Raw genomic sequence first — 17768 nt, 5'->3', positions numbered from 1 at the left:
CGGGGCGCGACGCGCAGTCAGCGCGGGCGCGCCATATCGAGGTCGGGCACGTCGTCGCCGAACGTCGACGCGACGATCGTGCGCATCGCGGCGATCAGCAACGTCGGCCCCGATTGGTTGAACGTGCAGCGCTCGCCCGCGGCCGGCACGGCCCGATGCAACACGGCGCGCCACGCGCCCCGCCCGCCATCGCGCTCGAACGCGGCGAACGGCCGCCGCTCGACGATCGGGCCGCCGTCCGCCCAGGACGACGACGGCGCGAACGGCGCCGGCACGCCGCCCGCCGTGCGAACAGACGTGCATCCGTACGCGTCGGCACGTGGCGCATCATGGCCTTCCGCGATCGCGACCCAGTAATCCAGCGCCGCGCCTGTCAGATCCTGAACTTGCATGCCCCTCTCCGTTACCGTCGTGACAGCAACATGCTAACGGTTGCGCGCGTATGCAGACCGGTCCGAACGCCAACGCCCCTCGGCACGGGCGGCATCGCGGAAAATCCCCCCGAGCAAACCCGCGCATGCTGTCACTCGCGTGCCGTTCGTGCGTAGAATGATCCGACGGTTCGCCGCCCCGGCCGGCGGCAGCCAGCGAGGCCGTCATAACCGCGACATGCGCACCGGTCCGGGCCCGTTTCCGCACGTTCGCCGGCAACAGAACCAGACAACGCGCCGCAGACCGGATCTCACGGGGGACGTATGTCCAGGCACACCCTGAAGCCGTTGGTATCGCTCGTCGCGCCGTTTCACGACGAAGCGGAAGCGATCGATGCGTTCTTCGCGACCACCGTTCCGATACCGGAAGCGATCGGCACCGCGCGCTTCGAAATCGTTTGCGTAAACGACGGCAGCCGCGACGGCGCGCTGGACAAGCTGATCGACATCGCGGTCGCCGATCCGCGCGTACGCATCGTCGATCTCACGCGGCGCTTCGGCAAGGAGGCCGCGCTCACCGCGGGCCTCGACGAGGCGGCCGGCGCGGCCGTGATCCTGACCGACGCCGACCTGCAGGGCCCACCGTCCCTGATTCCCGCGATGCTCGAACGCTGGCACGCGGGCGCCGAGGTCGTCGCCACGAAGCGCACCGACCGGATGTGCGATCCGCTGATGCAACGCATGGCGGCCGCCCTCTGCTACCGCGTGCACAACCGGCTTTCCGAAGTGCCGCGCAATCTGTCGGCCAAGTAGCGCCGCATGGATATTTCCGGCTCGCCGATACGGCGCGGCGGACGCCCTGTCCGCGCCTGGCTCACCCCCGCACGCATCGCGCTTTACAGTGCGGTCATGCTGGCGATCGGCGTACTGCTGGGGGCGATCCTGCTCTGGATCGGCCTTCGCTCGACCGAACCGGGCACGTTCCGCCCCGGTTCGGGGTACATGGTGTTCTGGTCCGCGTCCCATCTGATGCTCCACGGCTCGCCGTGGCAGGCCTACGACATCCCCGCGTTCTCGCGCGCGCTCGCCGGACTGTTCCCGTTGGCCGGCCGCCATGCATTCCTGCCGTGGCTGTACCCGCCGTCGTATCTGCTCGCGGTGACACCGCTCGCGCTGCTGCCCTATGCGATCAGCTATCCGCTGTTCGTCGTGCTCGGCGTCGTGCTGCTCGGCCTCGCGGTGTGGCGCGTATCGGGGCTCGGCGCCGTGCCCGACGCGACACGCATCGGCTGGCTCGCGCTGCTCGCGTGCCCCGGGGTGCTCGTCACCGCGATATACGGACAGAACGCGATGCTGACCGCCGCGTGTGCGGCGCTCGCCGTGTATTTCGTCGACCGGCGGCCGATGCTGGCCGGCCTGTGTATCGGACTCCTGTCGGTCAAGCCCCAACTGGCGGTGCTGTTCCCGTTCGTGCTGATCGCCGCGCGCGCGTGGCGCGCGTTCGCATGGGCCGCGGCATGGGCGATCGCGATCACCGCACTGGGCATCGCGGCGGGCGGCATGGAACCGCTTCGCTTGTTTCTGCGGAATGCCGGCGCGCTGCGCTCGCTGACCATCGAGCATGGCGTGCCGTTCTGGTTCGCGTCGCCGACACCATTCGCGGCGTTTCGGCTTGCCGGCCTGTCGCCCGCCGCCGCGTTCGCCGGCCAGGCCGCCGTCGCGGCGATCGCGCTCGCGGCGGCGTGCCAGGTCTGGCGCCGCAGCCGCGACGTGCGGTTGCGCGGCGCGGCACTGGTCGTCGCGACGCTCGTCGCCAATCCGTATGTCTGGCACTACGAACTGTCGTGGCTGTGCATTCCGATCGCCTGCATGATCGCCATCGGCTCGCAGCATGGCTGGCGGCGCGGCGAGCAATGCGCCGTCGCCGCGATGTGGGCGCTGCCGCTGTACGAGTTTCTGAATCCGTGGATGACGCTGCCGCAGATCGGGCCCGCCATCACGTCGATCGCGCTGCTCGTGCTGCTGCAGCGCGCTCGGTCCCTCCCGCGATCCCCCGCGCGGCGATAAGCATAGTTCAAATCGTTGCTTGTCCGGCCTCCGGGCGTCATCGAGAATGACCCGACGGGCTGCGGCCCGGCCTCGTTCCCCAACGTTCCGGATCCATCGATTCATGCTTCCACTGCGCCTGCTGCGATCACTGCTGATCGCGTCCCTCGTTGCGTTGCCGGCCGCCGCCGCGCACGCGGACAAGCCCGCCATTCTCCGCATCGGCGTCGCCCAGCAGGGCGCCGGCGACCCACCGACGTTCGGCGGATCGAGCGCCGCGACGGTGCAGTTGCAGCAGCTCGTCGAAAAGGAATTCGCCGCCGACGGCATCAAGGTCGAATGGCTGTTCTTCAAGGGCGCGGGGCCGGCCGTCAACGAGGCGATCGCCAACAAGGCGCTCGACTTCGCATACCAGGGCGACCTGCCCGCCGTGCTCGCGCGCTCGAACGGGATCAAGACGCGCCTGCTGCTCGCCGCGAGCGTGCGATCGGGCATCAAGATCGCGGTGCCGCCCGACTCCACGATCCGCTCGATCAAGGACCTGAAGGACCGCCGCGTGTCGATCTTCCGCGGCACCAACCTGCAGCTCGTCGCCGACAACGCGCTCGCGAAGAACGGCCTCGGCGAACGCGACCTGCGCGTGATCAATCTCGACGCCGCCAGTTCGCTCGCCGCGCTCGCGTCGAAGGGCATCGACGCGTCGGTCGGCGATTACGGGCTCTACAAGCTGCGCGACGCGGGCCTCGCGAAAATCATCTACGAATCGCAGAACGACGGCCCGCAGTTGACGCGCCAGACCCACCTGCTCGTACTCGACGATTTCGAACGCGCGCACCCGGACATCGTGCAGCGCGTCGTCACCGCGTTCGTGAAGGGCGCGCAATGGTCGTCCGACGAGGCGAACCGCGATGCGCTGTTCAAGCTGTGGGCGAAGAGCGGCGTGCCGTACACGTCGTGGCAGGCCGACTATGCGAACCAGCGCCTGAAGGACCGCCTGTCCCCGCTGATCGACCCGTTCGTCGTCGCGCGCTACAAGGCCGTCGCGCAGGATGCGCTGAACCTGAAGCTGATCCGCCAGCCGGTCGACGTCGACGGCTGGTTCGAGCCGAAGTATCTCGACCATGCCTTGCGCACGCTGAAGCTCGAAAACTACTGGCCGCGCTATGACGCGGCCGGCAAGCCTCTCTCCTGACCGGATCGACCCCGATGAGCGACACCGCGTTTCCCGTCCCGTCGTCCGAGTCGCGCACGCTCGCCGTGCCGCCGCGCCGCGCGGCCGCGCTGGAACGGCTCGCGTGGCGGCTCGCGCCGTGGGTGCTGCCCGCGCTGCTGTTCGCACTGTGGAGCGTGGGCAGCGCGCGCGGCTGGATCGCGCCGCAAATCCTGCCGCCGCCCGAACGCGTGGTCGACACGCTGGCCGAGCTCGCGTCGAACGGCGATCTCGTGCGCCACACGCTGATCAGCCTGCAACGCGTGCTCGTCGGCTTCGCGGCCGGCACGCTGCTCGGCGTGTCGATCGGCGTCGCGCTCGGGCTGTCGCGCACGCTGGAAGCCTACGTGCTGCCAAGCTTCAACGCGCTCGTGCAGATCCCGGTGCTCGGCTGGCTGCCGTTCCTGCTGCTGCTCGTCGGCGTCGGCGAGCCGCTGAAGTACCTGCTGATCGCGCATGCGGCGCTCGTCCCCGTCACGCTAAGCACGCTGCAAGGGTTTCGCCAGACGCCGCCCGCCCTCGACGAAGTCGCGCGCGGGTTCGGCTACACGCGCCGGCAACGCATCGTCCACGTCGTGCTGCCGGCCGCGATCCCGACGCTCGCGACCGGCGTGCGGCTCGCGTTCACGAAGTCGTGGCTCGCGCTCGTCGTGGTCGAACTCGTCGCGTCGTCCGAAGGGCTCGGCTACCTGATCGTGTACGGGCGGCAACTGTTCCAGCTCGATCTCGTGATGGCAGCCGTGGTCGTGGTCGGCGCGGTCGGCCTGCTGATCAACCGGGCGCTCGACGCACTCGAAGCGCGCCTGCGCCGCGGCGTGCCGTCCGCGTTTCGCGGCTGAACGGGCCCGCCCGCCCAACCGAAGGAGAATCGCCCGTGCCGCATGCCGCCGCGCCGTCAGCCACACCGCCCGCTACCACCGCTACCACCGCTACATCCGCCGCGGCCGCCCGCCGTCCGCATGTGCCCGACTGGCGCGGCTTCGTGCTGCCGCTCGCGGCGTTCGCGCTCTGGTGGGCGATCGCTTCCGCGCATCTCGTGACAAGCGGGCTGCTCGTCGGCCCGGCCGACGTGCTGCACACCGCGTGGGCGCAGGCGGCAAGCGGCGCGCTCGGCCGTGCGCTGTCGGCGTCGCTCGCGCGCGAAGCGTGCGGGTTCGCGATCGGCGCGACGGGCGGCCTCCTGCTCGGCGCGGTGCTCGGGCTGTCGCGCATCGCCGCGCGGATGGTCGGCCCGAGCTTCGACACGTTCAAGCAGATCTCGCTGTTCGCGTGGATTCCGCTGATTTCCGTGTGGTTCGGCCTCGGCGACGTCGCGAAGGTCGTGTTCCTGTCGCTCGCCGCGCTACTGCCGGTCGCCGCCCATACCTGCGACGGCATTCACGCGGTGCCGCGCGCGTATGTCGACGTCGCCCGCGCGCTGCGTTACTCGCGGCTCCAGCTGATCCGCCACGTGATCCTGCCGGCCGCGCTGCCGTCGATCTTCACCGGCCTGTATCTCGGCCTGATCTATTCGTGGCTCGCGACGCTCGGCGCCGAATACCTGCTCGTCGCCGGCAGCGGGATCGGCAACACGCTGATCGACGGCAGCGAGCAGTTCCGGATGGATCTCGTGCTGTTCGGGATCATCGTCGTCGGCGTAACCGGCTGGGCGCTGAACGCGACCGCGCGAGCGATCGAGCGCAAGGTGCTGGCCCGGCGCGGCGACCTCACGCGCTGAGCGCCCCTTGCCTCCTTTCCGCCCCCTTCTTCGTACCGCCATGACGACCCTCGCCTCCGATTCGCTCGACATCCTCCATGTAAGCAAGCACTACGCGCGACGCGACGCGGCGCTCGCCGTGCTCGACGACGTATCGCTGCACGTGCGTGCCGGCGAATTCGTCACGATCGTCGGCGCCAGCGGCTGCGGCAAGTCCACGCTTCTGCGGCTCGTCGCCGGGCTCGACACCGACTACACGGGCGAAATCCGCGCGGGCGGTGAACGCGTGCGCGACACGTCGCTACAGCGCGGCATCGTGTTCCAGGATCACCGGTTGTTTCCGTGGCTGACCGTCGAACAGAACATCGGCGCCGCGCTGCGCAATGCGCCGCTGGACGCCGCCGCGAAACGGCGTGCGGTCGCCGAACACATCGCCCTCGTCGGGCTGAACGGCTTCGAGCACGCGTTTCCGAACCAGTTGTCGGGCGGGATGGCGCAGCGCGTCGCGATCGCGCGCGGTCTCGTGAACCGGCCGCGCGTGCTGCTGCTCGACGAGCCGTTCGGCGCGCTCGACGCGCAGACGCGCGCGAAGATGCAGAACGAACTGCTGCGCATCTGGGAACAGGAACGCATCACGATGCTGCTGGTCACGCATGACGTCGACGAAGCCGTCTATCTCGGCGACCGTGTCGTCACGATGGCGCCGCGTCCGGGCCGCATCGCGCGCATCGTCGACGTCGCGCTGCCGCGCCCGCGCCGGCGCGATTCGCCGGCATTCGCGCGCTTGCGCGCCACGGTGCTCGCCGATTTCGACGACAGCGACCCGTCGGGCGACGACGCGTCGGGCGGCAGGCGCATCGACGCGGCGCGAGCGCACCCGATCGGCGAATGGCGGCTCGCGTGGTAGCGATGCAACGCGTTTGCATTGCTCAGCAGGACGACACATATCGTTCAGCGCAGCCCGCACGCTAAGGTTGTGACGATTCATCGGTTCCGAATCCGCGCGGCGCCTGCTTGAATGGAGGCTCGACCGACCCGACTCCAGGAGACTCACGATGTCCGATGTCCAGCACGCCACTCACTCGCCTTCGCCTGCTTCGCACGCCGCGCCGCGCACGGCCGCCGTCCCGCTTCAGCTTCGCCAGGTCGCCGGCCGGATCGGCGCCGAAATTTCCGGCGTGCGGCTGTCGGCCACGCTCGACGACGCGACGTTCGACGCGATCCACGCCGCGCTGCTGCGCCACAAGGTGCTGTTCTTCCGCGGCCAGCACCATCTCGACGACACCGCGCAGGAAGCGTTCGCCCGCCGCTTCGGCGACACGGTCGCGCACCCGACCGTGCCGTCCGTCGACGGCAGCGCGGCGCTGCTCGAACTCGATTCCGCGCACGGCGCACGCGCGAATTCGTGGCATACCGACGTGACCTTCGTCGATGCGTATCCGAAGGTCTCGATCCTGCGCGCGGTCGTGATCCCGCCGTTCGGCGGCGACACCGTATGGGCCAACACGGCCGCCGCGTACGCGCATCTGCCCGATTCGCTGCGCGCGCTCGCGGACACGCTGTGGGCGCTGCACACGAACGCCTACGACTATGCGTCGACGCACGTGCACGCCGACGATGCACAACTGAAGCGCTACCGCGAAGTGTTCACGTCGACCGTCTACGAAACCGAGCACCCGGTCGTGCGCGTGCATCCGGAAACCGGCGAGCGTACGCTCGTGCTCGGACACTTCGTGCAGCGGCTCAAGGGGCTGTCGGCGCAGGATTCCGCGCACCTGCTGCAGGTGTTCCACGAGCACGTGACGCGTCTCGAGAACACCGTGCGCTGGAACTGGCAGGAGGGCGACGTCGCGATCTGGGACAACCGCGCGACGCAGCACTATGCGATCAACGACTACGGCGATGCGCGCCGGGTCGTGCGCCGCGCGACCGTTCACGGCGACGTGCCGGTCGGCATCGACGGCCGCCGGAGCGTCCTGCTGAAGGGGCCGGGCGCCACGCTGCAATAACGTCCATGTCCCGCGGCGGCGCCCTTTCGCCTGTTTCCTTTCCCTTTTTTCCGCGCGCCGCCGCGCCACTCCCTGCCGGACACCCGCCATGAACCTCGCGCCACCGGACCGACGCTTGCACGCGCAACGATGTCGTCCGTCTTCCCCGTTCACTTCCGCCAGGAGCGTCGCATGAGCGCCCTACTCGAACCCGCCGCGCAGCCGGTCGACGTGATCCCGCTGTCCGCCCACATCGGTGCGGAAATCCGCGGCGTCGACCTCACGCAACCGTTGACCACGCCGCAGATCGCGGCGATCCGCGCCGCGCTGCTGAAATGGCGCGTCGTCTTCTTCCGCGAACAATTTCTCACGCACGAGCAGCATGTCGCGTTCTCCGCGCAGTTCGGCGAGCCGACGGTCGGGCACCCGGTGTTCGGGCATGTCGACGGCCATCCGGCCGTCTATTCGATCGCGAAGCACCGCAAGGCGACGCGCTTCGAAGGCGAACCGGTGCGCCGGCCCTGGACCGGCTGGCACACCGACGTGACGGCCGCCGTGAATCCGCCGTGGGCATCGATCCTGCGCGGCGTGACGATCCCGCCGTACGGCGGCGACACGCACTGGACCAACCTCGTGCGCGCCTACGAAACGCTGTCCGCGCCGCTGCGCGGCTTCGTCGACACGCTGCGCGGCATCCATCGCTTCACGCCGCCGCCAGGCGCGCGCGCGACCGGCGCATTCGACGATGCGGTCGAGCGCCGCCCGCTCGTGACCGAGCATCCGCTCGTGCGCGTGCATCCGGAAACCGGCGAACGCGCGCTGTACGTGAGCCCGAGCTTCCTGAAATCGATCGTCGGGCTGACGCCGCGCGAGAGCCAGGCGCTGCTCGAACTGCTGTGGGAGCACGTGACGCGGCCGGAATTCACGATCCGCTTCAAGTGGGAACCGCGCAGCATCGCGTTCTGGGACAACCGCGCGACCGCGCATCTCGCGCCCGTCGACATCTTCGATCTCGACTTCGACCGCCAGCTATATCGCACGACGCTCGTCGGCGACGTGCCGGTCGGCCCCGACGGCCGGCCGTCGGTCGCGCTCGAAGGCACGCCGGTCGAAACGGCCGCGGCCGTCGCGCTCGACTGACGCGGCGAACGCCGGTGCGCACGGGCGCGTCGGCCCCCCTTCCGTCAATCGAGCCACACGCCGTCGAACCGGTGCCCGCCGAGCGGCGAGAACGTCAACCCGTGGACTCGCCTGGAGATCGGCAGCGACACGATCGACGTCGCGATCGGCGTGAACGGCACCTGGTCCTTGAACACCACCTGCGCCTGCTCGTACAGCGCCGTGCGCTTCGCGACATCGGCATTCGAGCGCGCCGCCGTCACGAGTTGCTCGAAGTCCTTGTTGCACCACTTCGCGAGATTGCTGCCGTGCACGGCGTCGCAGCCGAGGAGCGTGCCGAGCCAGTTGTCGGGGTCGCCGTTGTCGCCCGACCAGCCGTACAGGATCGCGTCGTGCTGGCCGTCGTGCTTCGCGCGGCGGTTGTATTCGCCCCATTCGTAGCTGACGATCCTCGCGCGCACGCCGATCCTCGCCCAATCCTGCTGGATCAGTTGCGCCATCAACTGCGCGTTCGGGTTGTACGGGCGCTGCACGGGCATCGCCCACAGCGTCAGGTCGAAGCCGTTGGGAAAGCCGGCCTGCGCGAGCAGCGCCTTCGCGGCGGCCGGATCGCGCGGCGCGTCCTTCAGGCGCGGGTTGTACGACCATTGCGCGGGCGGCATCGGGTTCGTCGCGATCGTCGCGTCGCCGTTGAACACGGTCTTGATGATCGCCGCCTTGTCGATCGCGATGTCGAGCGCGCGCCGCACGTCGACGCGATCGAGCGGCGGATGCTGCGTGTTGTACGCAACGAAGCCGACGTTGAAGCCCGTCCCCGAAAACAGCGTCAGCTTCGGGTCGCGCCGCACCGTCTCGAGATCGGCCGGCCGCGGAAACGCCGACACCTGGCACTCGCCGGCCACGAGCTTCTGCAAGCGCGCGGCCGGGTCGGGCGTGATCGCGAACACGAGGCGCGCGAGCTTCACGTCGTCCGGGTTCCAGTAGTCGGGATTCGCGTCGTAGCGGATCAGCGCGTCCTTCTGGTACGTACGCAGCACGAACGGCCCCGTGCCGACCGGGAACTGGTTGATGTCCGACTCCCGATGGCGCGCGGCGAGCTGCCCCGCATATTCGGCCGACAGCACCGACGCGAACGCCATCGCGAGATTGCGCACGAACACGACGTCGGGCGACTTCAGCACGAAGCGCACCGTGTAGTCGTCGACTTTCTCGATGCGCTCGATGTTGCGGTCGAAGCCGAGATCGCTGAAATACGGGAAGCTGACCGGATACGCCTTGCGGAACGGATCGTCCGGGTCGAGCATCCGGCGGAACGTGAACACGACGTCGTCGGCCTGAAACGGACGCGTCGGCTTGAACCATGCGGTGGTCTGAAATTTCACGCCGCGCCGCAGGTGGAACGTGATCGTGCGCTGGTCGGGCGACACGTCCCAGCTCGTCGCGAGCGCGGGTACGAGATCGAGCGTGCCGCGCTTGAACTGCACGAGCCCGTTGTAGACCGGGTACGTGCTCGCATCGAAATCGGTGCTCGTCGTGTGCTGGCCGGGATCGAAGCCGGCCGGGCTGCCTTCGGTGCAGTACACGAGCGTCTTGCCCGCGGGCGCCGCGAGCGTGTGCGTCGCGGCGCCGGCCAGCAGCAACGACGCGGCGATGCAGCGGAGCGCGGCGCCGGCATGCGATACGCCGCGCGTGCTGCGCGCGGCTGACGAAACGAAAGGATTCTTCATGGTGGCGGATAAAAAAGGCTGTCATGCGAATGACGACCGCCGATCTTCGCGCGCCTCCCGCCGATCGCTTACCAATTAATTCCGCGTTGCTTATCGTCGTGGATGCATCCCGCTGCCGCGGCATCGAAAAGTCCATGCGAGCGCCGCATGCATGCGAAGCCCCGCCGCGGCGGGCCGCCCGAAAACCCGTCGAAAACCGCCGCACGGCCTTCCGGCCCCCTGCAAGTTCTCCGGAATGGGTGCATCGTATCGATTGGCCGACGCCGGCGCCGGCGCGCGGGAATCCGCCTGACGTGCACATGCCGGCACGGCGCGTCCGTGCGCGCCGCCCTTTCCGGAGGAACCCGATGCCGATCAACCCCGATACGCCCTCTCGTCCGGTGAAGTCGCCGGGCCCCGATCACCCGATCCTGATCGAACCGCATTCGTCCCGCGTGATCGTGAAGGTGGCCGACAAGGTCGTCGCCGATACGCGCCATGCGCTGGTGCTGCGCGAGGCCAGCTATCCGGCGGTGCTGTACATTCCGCGCGAGGATGCCGACATGTCGCTGCTCGAACGCACCGACCACGCGACCTACTGCCCGTACAAGGGCGATTGCGCGTACTACTCGATTCCGGCCGGCGGCGAACGCTCGATCAACGCCGTGTGGACGTACGAGCATCCGAATCCGGCCGTCGAATCGATTCGCGGGCACCTCGCGTTCTATCCGGATCGCGTCGACTCGATCGAGGAACGCCTGCTCGTCACCGACTGAGCGCGGCGGCGTGCTGCCGCGTCACCGGTTACGTATCGTCCGGCCGCTGATTTGCATATTCGGATTCGTTGGTTGGCCGCCGGCCCGCCGCGCCGTATCGTCCTGACTCCGGCGCGGGCCGGCCCGTTGCGTGCGTCGCCCGCATCCGGCCCCGGTCCTGCGCCGGCCGCGCGGCCTTCGCGCGCGGCCCGTGAACCCGCCAGCAGGACGCCTCGATGAACGACACACCGCACGCAGACCTTGAAACGACTCCGGCAAACCCGCGCCGCCGCCAGTGGCTGCACGGCGCGGCCGCCGGGCTGGCCGGGCTCGCGCTCGGGCCGCTCGCGGCCGCGCCCGCACGCGCCGACGCCGGCGGCACGCGGCTGCGCATCGGCTTCCAGAAATACGGCAACTTCGTCGTCCTCAAGGCGCGCGGTACGCTCGAGAAGCGTCTCGCGAACCAGGGCGTCGCCGTGCAATGGCTCGAATTCCCGGCCGGCCCGCAACTGCTCGAGGGGCTGAACGCCGGCGCGATCGACGTCGGCACGGTCGGCGAAACCCCGCCGATCTTCGCGCAGGCGGCCAGCGTCGATTTCGTCTACATCGGCAACGAGCCGCCCGCGCCGCAGGGCGAGGCGATCGTCGTGCTGCCCGACTCGCCGATTCGAACCGTCGCGCAACTGCGCGGCAAGAAGGTCGCGTTCAACAAGGGTTCGAACGTCCACTACCTGCTGGTGAAGGCGCTCGAGCGCGCGGGCCTGACCTATGCCGACATCCAGCCGATCTACCTGACGCCGGCCGACGCGCGCGCGGCGTTCGTGCAGCGCAGCGTCGATGCGTGGGTGATCTGGGATCCGTATCTGGCCGCCGCCGAACGGCAGCTCGGCGCGCGCGTGGTCGCGAACGGCGACGCGCTCGTGCGCAACACGCAGTACTACCTCGCCGCGCGCAAGTACGCGGCCGCGCACCCGCAGGTGCTGCGCGCGCTGCTCGACGAAGTCGATGCGGTCGACCGCTGGGCGCGCGATCACGTGCCCGAGGTGGCCGCGCAACTGTCCCCGCTCGTCGGCCTCGACGCGCCGACGCTCGAAGTCGCGCTCAAGCGCGCCGGCTACGGCGTGCAGCCGATCACCGACGCGACTCTCGCGTACCAGCAGAGCATCGCCGACGCGTTCAGCACGCTGAAGCTGATTCCGGCCAAGCTGTCGGTCGCCAGCGCGCGCTGATGCGTCACGACGCGGGCGCCGCGCCGATGCGCCGCCATTCGTCGTAGTCGATGACGAGGCCCGCGCCGTCGATCGCGATATCGGCCGCATACGTGCCGCTCTCGTAGCGATACACGTTCGGCGCCGTGCGCGTATAGCGCTGCTCGCCGCGCACGATGTCGACATCCGGAAAACGCAGCCACGCGGTGCGAATCTCCGCCGACTCGCCGACGGCGAGCGCCAGCCGCCGGATCGGCAGCGTATTGGTCGACGGACTGAAGCCGAGATCGATGTCGGTCGCGCCCGCGAGCGCCGGCGCATCGACGCCGTCGATCGTCCACCGCCCCGCATCGCACGCGATGTCCCATTGCCGTGGCGGCGCCGTGCCGGTCCACCGCGTCACGCGCGCCGAACGCGTGAGCCAGTCGGTCCCGCATGCGATCGCGTAATCGATGCGAAACGGCGTGCCGCCGATCGCGCCCGCCACCGTCCCCGCCAGCGCGATGCCCGTTTGGGACTCGTCGAGCCGGCACCATTCGGCCGCCTGCCACGTCTGCACGATCTGCCATGCGACGCAATGCGTCCGTGGGGCTTCGTTGCGTTGCGTCATGCCGGGTCTCCTGTCGGTCGCGCGGGAACGAAGCCGATTTTCGCTCACGGCGCGGACGAACGCACGCGGCTTCGTCGGCACCATGAGCGCCCCGGCCGATAATGAGTATCGGCCCGACGCACACCGTCGGCCCTCCGCCGCTTTGATACCATCCGTCGATCGGCACAAAATCGAACCGGAAGACAAAAGGCGCGACTTCATGGATTTGTTGGCGACGATGCGCATCTACGTCAGGGTCGTGGAGCGCGGCACGATGTCCGGCGCGGCACGGGATCTCGACATGGGTCAACCGGCCGTCAGCGAGCGCATCGAGAAACTCGAGAAACATCTCGGCACGCGGCTCCTGATGCGCAGTGCGCGTACGCTCGCGTGCACGGAGGAAGGCCGCCTTTTCTACGAACGCAGCAAGGCGCTGCTCGAGGCGGCCGAGTTGGCCGTTGCATCGGTGTCGAAGACGGAAAACGCGCTCGACGGCACGATCCGGCTCGCGGCGCCGCAATGCTTCGGCGAGGTCGTACTGCCGGGCGTGCTGATGCAGATCCGCACCGCGTATCCGAAGCTGCACATCGACCTCGTGCTGAACGACGACATCGTCGATCCGGTCACCGAGGGCGTCGACATTTCGATCCGGGTCGGCCAGCTCGGCGACGGCGGCTTCGTCGCCTACGCGCTCGGCGCGGTCGGCCGCGTGCTCGTCGCCGCACCGTCGTATCTCGACCGGCACGGCCCGATCGACACGAAGGCCGATCTCGCGAACCATCCGTTCATCCGCGTGAAAGGCGTGTTCGCGAACGAACAGGTGCCGCTGCAGCGCGACGGCGGCGCAGTCGAATACGCGCGTATCCGCACGGTCATGACCGCGAGCCACTGGCGCCCGATGTTCGACACGATCGCGGCGGGCGGCGGCATCGGCGCGGTCCAGCACCCGGCTTGCGCCGATGCGCTCGCGCACGGCCGGCTCGTCCGCCTGCTGCCGCACTACGACGTTCCCGACTTCGCGCTCAACGTGCTGGTGCACGCGCAGCGGCCGCTGCCGCCGCGCGTGCGCGCCGTCGTCGATCTGTTGAAACGAGCACTCCCGCCGCTGCTGACGCAGCGGCAGCGTTAGGGCCTGTTCACGCCTGCAGCGACTTCCCCGGTTCCTTCACGTGCGCATCGACTTCCATCTGGTAGAAGCGCGCGCTGACGAAGCCGAACAGCGTCCAGCCGAGGAACACGCACAGGCCGCCCAGCATCAGCGCCTGCTCGCCCGAGCTGTAGAGCGCGTAGAAGCTGTACGCGGTCGCGACCATCGCGACCACGTTCGTCACCAGCGCCTTGCCCGGCGGCACCTTCGCGACCTTCTGGATCGTGATCAGCGCGGCCATCGACATCACGTAGGGCACGAGGTTCGTGACGACCGCGAGATCGACGATCTTCTGGAACTGGCTGCTCAGCTCCGGGCTGATCGTCATCAGCGCCAGCGCGACCTGCGCGACCAGCAGGATCACCATGCCGACGATCGGCGTGCCCGTGCGCGTGGCGCGCGCGAACACCGGCAGGAAGTAGCCGACGTCGGCCGAGCTCTTGAACACCTGCGCCACCGTGAACTGCCAGCCGAGCAGCGAGCCGATGCATGCGATCACCATCAGCGCGGTGACGATCGTGCCGACGGCCGGCGTGAACATCGTCGCGAACGCGATGCCGAACGGCGCATTCGACTTCGCGAGGATCGCGTTGGGCACGATCCCGGCGATCACGTTGGTCGACACGATGTAGAAGATCGCCGACGCGATCGTGCCGCCGAGCACGGCGATCGGCACGTTGCGCTCCGGATTCTCCACCGCGTCGGAGTTCGCGCACGCCGATTCGAGCCCGAGGAACGCCCACAGCGTCACCGCGATCGAGCCGCCCACGGCCGGCCCGAACGGCAGGTCGTGCGGATTCCACGCCGCGCCCCAGGTCGCGCCGCTGAACCAGAACCAGCCGATCAGCGACACGACGACGACCGGAATGATCACGCCCCACACCGTCACCGCGCCGATCCGGCCGGTGATGCGCGAGCCGCCGAAGTTCGCGACCGTCGTCAGCACGAGCAGGAAGATCGTCCAGAGGCCCGTTTGCAGCGGCGACAGCGTCGCGTCGAACAGCACGGTGCCGTAGCCGACCGCCGTGACGCCGATCGCGACGTTGGCGATCACGAGCGACAGCCCGTACGTGTAGTTCGCCATGTAGTTGCCGGCCTTGCCGAACGCGTACTCCGCGTAGCCGCCCATCCCGCCCGGCTTGCGGCTCAGCATCCCGCAGCGCGCGAACGCATAGGCGAGCGCGAGCGAACCGCCGGCCGTGACGATCCACGACAGCAGCGAGATCGTGCCGACCTGCGCGAGCTTTGCCGGCAGCAGGATGATGCCGGAGCCCATCATGTTGACCGCCGTGAGGACGGTGAGCTGCCAGACGTTCATCCGGTTCTTCGGCGCGGCCGTCGTGGCCGCGCCGGACAGGTGCGCTGCGTTGTCCATGGTGTTCGATCCTTCGATGTGAGGCCGCCGGGCGGCCGGTCGCTCGTTCGTTCGCTCGTCAGGCCGTCAGGCAGTACACGCGGTACGTGCCGTCCTCGACTTCCACGCCGTGCGTGTCGTGCGCGAAGCCCGGGAAACGCCGGTCGTACGCTTCGAGCGCCTTCAGGTAGCCGAGCACCGGGCCGCCGGCCGGCCCCGCGTTCTCGCCCGGCATCAGGAGCGGAATGCCCGGCGGATACGGCACGACGCCGGTGGCCACCGTGCGCCCGGCCAGCTCGTCGAGCGTGACCTGTTCGACGCGGCCCTGCACGAGATGCTCGTATGCGCGCACCGGGCTCATCTCCGGCGTCGGCAAGATCGAGAACGCCTCCGACATCAGCCGCGTCGTGCCGAGCTGCTCCATCGCCGCGAACATCGTGTCGGCCAGATCCTTGAGCCCCATGCCCGCATAACGCGAACCATGCTCGTTCGCGAGCGACGGAATCGCCATGTCGAGCGGCAGGTTCGCGTCGTAGTCGCGCTTGAAATCGCACAGCGCGCTGACGAGCGAGCCCCACTTGCCCTTCGTGATGCCGATCGAGAACAGGAACAGGATCGTGAAATCGGTGGTCTTCTCGACGACGATCCCGCGCGCATCGAGATACGCGGTGACGACGCTCGCCGGGATGCCGACCGGCATCAGGCCGCCGGCCGGCGCGACGCCCGGCGTGACGATCGACACCTTGATCGGGTCGAGCATGCAGTAGCCGTCCTCGATATTGCCGAAGCCGTGCCATTGCGCGCCGGGGCGCAGCACCCAGCACGCCGGGTCGCTCGCGAGCAGCTCGGGCGGCGCTTCGTGGAACGGCAGCGTGCGGCCCGTGCGCGCCTCGAGCACGGTATCGGGCTGCCAGCATTCGAAGAACCAGTCGCCCTTCGCGCCGAATTCATTGTTCATTCGCGCGATCATCTGCCGGAACGCGACGGCCTCCTCGATCGATTCGCGCGTCAGCGCGGCGCCGCCGGGGCCGTCCATCATCGCGGCCGCGACGTCGTTCGACGCGATGATCGCGTAGTTCGGCGACGTCGACGCGTGCATCATGAACGTTTCGTTGAACTGGCCATGCGGAATCGGGCTGCGGCCGTCGCGCACGTGGATGTACGACGCCTGCGACAGCGCGGTCAGCAGCTTGTGCGTCGACTGCGTCGCGAATACCGTGGGCCGGTCCTTGTGGTGGTCGCGCGGGTCGCCGTGCATCGCATGGCGGTCGCGGTAGATCGGATTGAAGCGCGCGTAGCCGTACCACGCTTCGTCGAAGTGCAGCCGGTCGACGCTCGCGCCGAGCAATTCCTCGACGCGCGTGACGTTGTAGCAGAGGCCGTCGTACGTGGAATTCGTGACGATCGCGTGCTTCGGCTGGCGATCGGCCAGCCCGGCCGCGAGCGGGTTCGATGCGATCGCTTCGCGGATCGCCGCCTGCGTGAGGCGCTCCGATGCGATCGGCCCGATGATCCCGTAGCGGTTGCGCGTCGGCACGAGGTAGGTCGGAATCGCGCCCGACATCGTCATCGCATGTTCGGCCGACTTGTGGCAGTTGCGGTCGCACAGCGCGATCTGGTCGCGGCTCACGCTCGCCATCAGGATGATGCGGTTCGACGTCGACGAGCCGTTCGTCACGTGATACGTGCGATGCGCGCCGAACACGCGCGCCGCATAGCGCTCGCTTTCGCCGATCGGGCCCGAATGATCGAGCAGCGAGCCGAGTTCGCCCACCGAGATCGACAGGTCCGAGCGGAACAGCGATTCGCCGAAGTACTCGAAGAACGCGCGGCCGACCGGCGATTTCAGGAAGCCGGTGCCGCCCGTGTGGCCCGGCGTATGCCACGAGTATTCGTAGACGCGCGAGAACTTCGCGAGCGCGCCGAACATCGGCGGCAGGACGGTCGAGCGATAGCGTTCGATCGCCGCGTGGATGCGCCCACCGATGAAGTCGGCCGTATCCTCGAGCAGCCACACGAAATCGTCGACCTTGCCCATCACCGCGGCCGGCACCGTCGACGCGACGCTGCGGTCGGCCAGCAGGAAGATCGGCACGCTGCCGTTGCGATGCCGGATCGCGTCGACCACCACCTCGGACGGCCCGTGACCGTCCACGCCGAGATCCCAGTCGAGCAGCACGCACTGGATCGACGGATCGGAGCGGATCAGCACGACCGCATCGTCGGCGGACGTGGCCGTCAACACGTCGATGCCGCGTTGCGCGAGTTCCGCGCTCAGCGTGCGGACCGCGCGGCCGGTCGCGGTTTCCTGCGCGATTTCGTCGTCGACCAGTAGCGCACGCATGCCGAGACGGCGAATGCCGCCGACGGAAGTGTTCATGTTGTTGCCCTCGCGGTTGGGTTGCTTCGATTGGTATCGCTCGTCTCGCGCGCACGCGGACGGCAGGTCACGGGCAGTGGCACGAGACGCTCGCCATTCCGGCTTGATTCGCCACCCAGTTCGGAGCCGACTATGCCATGAACGCCATTCGATGAAAAGCCGACGATTCGGTGAAACCATCGGCGCCTTTCCAATAGGA

15 protein-coding genes and 1 pseudogene are annotated in these 17768 nt (G+C 68.8%); 11 read left to right on the top strand and 5 right to left on the bottom strand.

The genetic code is table 11. The features are described from left to right. Positions 1-17: 17 nt before the first annotated feature. Complete coding sequence (locus CFB35_RS20755) at positions 18-392, bottom strand: phage protein NinX family protein (RefSeq protein WP_059639242.1); 375 nt, start codon at positions 390-392, stop codon at positions 18-20. Between the two features lie 303 nt (positions 393-695). On the opposite strand from CFB35_RS20755, the pseudogene CFB35_RS20750 reads away from it, so the two are divergent. From CFB35_RS20750 to CFB35_RS20715, 8 genes and pseudogenes are all read left to right on the top strand, one after another. Beyond that, positions 696-1172 (top strand): annotated as a pseudogene (locus CFB35_RS20750) (glycosyltransferase family 2 protein); the annotation flags it as partial. An 18-nt stretch (positions 1173-1190) separates the two neighbouring features. Further along, positions 1191-2438, top strand: coding sequence for a glycosyltransferase family 87 protein (locus tag CFB35_RS20745; RefSeq protein ID WP_089465516.1), 1248 nt, complete (start codon positions 1191-1193; stop codon positions 2436-2438). 103 nt (positions 2439-2541) lie between these two features. Then, positions 2542-3609, top strand: coding sequence for an ABC transporter substrate-binding protein (locus CFB35_RS20740; RefSeq protein ID WP_059582549.1), 1068 nt, complete (start codon positions 2542-2544; stop codon positions 3607-3609). Between the two features lie 14 nt (positions 3610-3623). Continuing rightward, positions 3624-4466: an ABC transporter permease gene (locus tag CFB35_RS20735; RefSeq protein ID WP_060009457.1), complete on the top strand. Its 843-nt coding sequence runs from the start codon at positions 3624-3626 to the stop codon at positions 4464-4466. Positions 4467-4501: 35 nt separating this feature from the next. Continuing rightward, the gene (locus CFB35_RS20730; protein ID WP_089465515.1) at positions 4502-5344 is read left to right on the top strand and encodes an ABC transporter permease; all 843 of its coding nucleotides are present in this window, start codon (positions 4502-4504) and stop codon (positions 5342-5344) included. A gap of 40 nt (positions 5345-5384) precedes the next feature. Next, complete coding sequence (locus CFB35_RS20725) at positions 5385-6230, top strand: ABC transporter ATP-binding protein (protein ID WP_089465514.1); 846 nt, start codon at positions 5385-5387, stop codon at positions 6228-6230. A gap of 148 nt (positions 6231-6378) precedes the next feature. Beyond that, complete coding sequence (locus CFB35_RS20720) at positions 6379-7332, top strand: TauD/TfdA family dioxygenase (RefSeq protein WP_089465513.1); 954 nt, start codon at positions 6379-6381, stop codon at positions 7330-7332. A 171-nt stretch (positions 7333-7503) separates the two neighbouring features. Beyond that, positions 7504-8451: a TauD/TfdA family dioxygenase gene (locus CFB35_RS20715; RefSeq protein ID WP_060311168.1), complete on the top strand. Its 948-nt coding sequence runs from the start codon at positions 7504-7506 to the stop codon at positions 8449-8451. A 44-nt stretch (positions 8452-8495) separates the two neighbouring features. Here the strand turns inward: CFB35_RS20715 and CFB35_RS20710 are convergent, their stop codons facing one another. After that, complete coding sequence (locus CFB35_RS20710) at positions 8496-10157, bottom strand: ABC transporter substrate-binding protein (protein ID WP_089465512.1); 1662 nt, start codon at positions 10155-10157, stop codon at positions 8496-8498. Between the two features lie 347 nt (positions 10158-10504). Between CFB35_RS20710 and CFB35_RS20705 the strand changes: the two genes are divergently transcribed. After that, the gene (locus CFB35_RS20705; RefSeq protein WP_060967690.1) at positions 10505-10912 is read left to right on the top strand and encodes a DUF427 domain-containing protein; all 408 of its coding nucleotides are present in this window, start codon (positions 10505-10507) and stop codon (positions 10910-10912) included. 215 nt (positions 10913-11127) lie between these two features. Further along, positions 11128-12120, top strand: coding sequence for a sulfonate ABC transporter substrate-binding protein (locus CFB35_RS20700; protein WP_089465511.1), 993 nt, complete (start codon positions 11128-11130; stop codon positions 12118-12120). Positions 12121-12124: 4 nt separating this feature from the next. On the opposite strand, the gene CFB35_RS20695 is transcribed toward CFB35_RS20700, so the two are convergent. Next, positions 12125-12709 (bottom strand): putative glycolipid-binding domain-containing protein, encoded by a 585-nt coding sequence (locus CFB35_RS20695; protein WP_089465775.1) that lies wholly within the window; start codon positions 12707-12709, stop codon positions 12125-12127. A 199-nt stretch (positions 12710-12908) separates the two neighbouring features. Between CFB35_RS20695 and CFB35_RS20690 the strand changes: the two genes are divergently transcribed. Continuing rightward, positions 12909-13817 carry a LysR family transcriptional regulator gene (locus CFB35_RS20690; protein ID WP_089465510.1) on the top strand — a complete coding sequence of 303 codons (909 nt, stop codon included), beginning with the start codon at positions 12909-12911 and terminating at the stop codon, positions 13815-13817. Positions 13818-13824: 7 nt separating this feature from the next. On the opposite strand, the gene potE is transcribed toward CFB35_RS20690, so the two are convergent. Together potE and CFB35_RS20680 are read right to left on the bottom strand one after the other, a co-directional pair. Then, positions 13825-15210, bottom strand: coding sequence for a putrescine-ornithine antiporter (potE, locus tag CFB35_RS20685; protein ID WP_060311173.1), 1386 nt, complete (start codon positions 15208-15210; stop codon positions 13825-13827). Between the two features lie 58 nt (positions 15211-15268). Further along, positions 15269-17569, bottom strand: coding sequence for an Orn/Lys/Arg decarboxylase N-terminal domain-containing protein (locus tag CFB35_RS20680; RefSeq protein WP_089465509.1), 2301 nt, complete (start codon positions 17567-17569; stop codon positions 15269-15271). Positions 17570-17768: the final 199 nt, after the last annotated feature.

Origin of the sequence: Burkholderia sp. AU16482 (assembly GCF_002223285.1) — a bacterium.
Lineage (GTDB): Bacteria > Pseudomonadota > Gammaproteobacteria > Burkholderiales > Burkholderiaceae > Burkholderia > Burkholderia semiarida.
The sequence above is the reverse complement of the archived record's forward strand: the minus strand, read 5'-3'. Positions and strand labels throughout refer to the sequence as shown.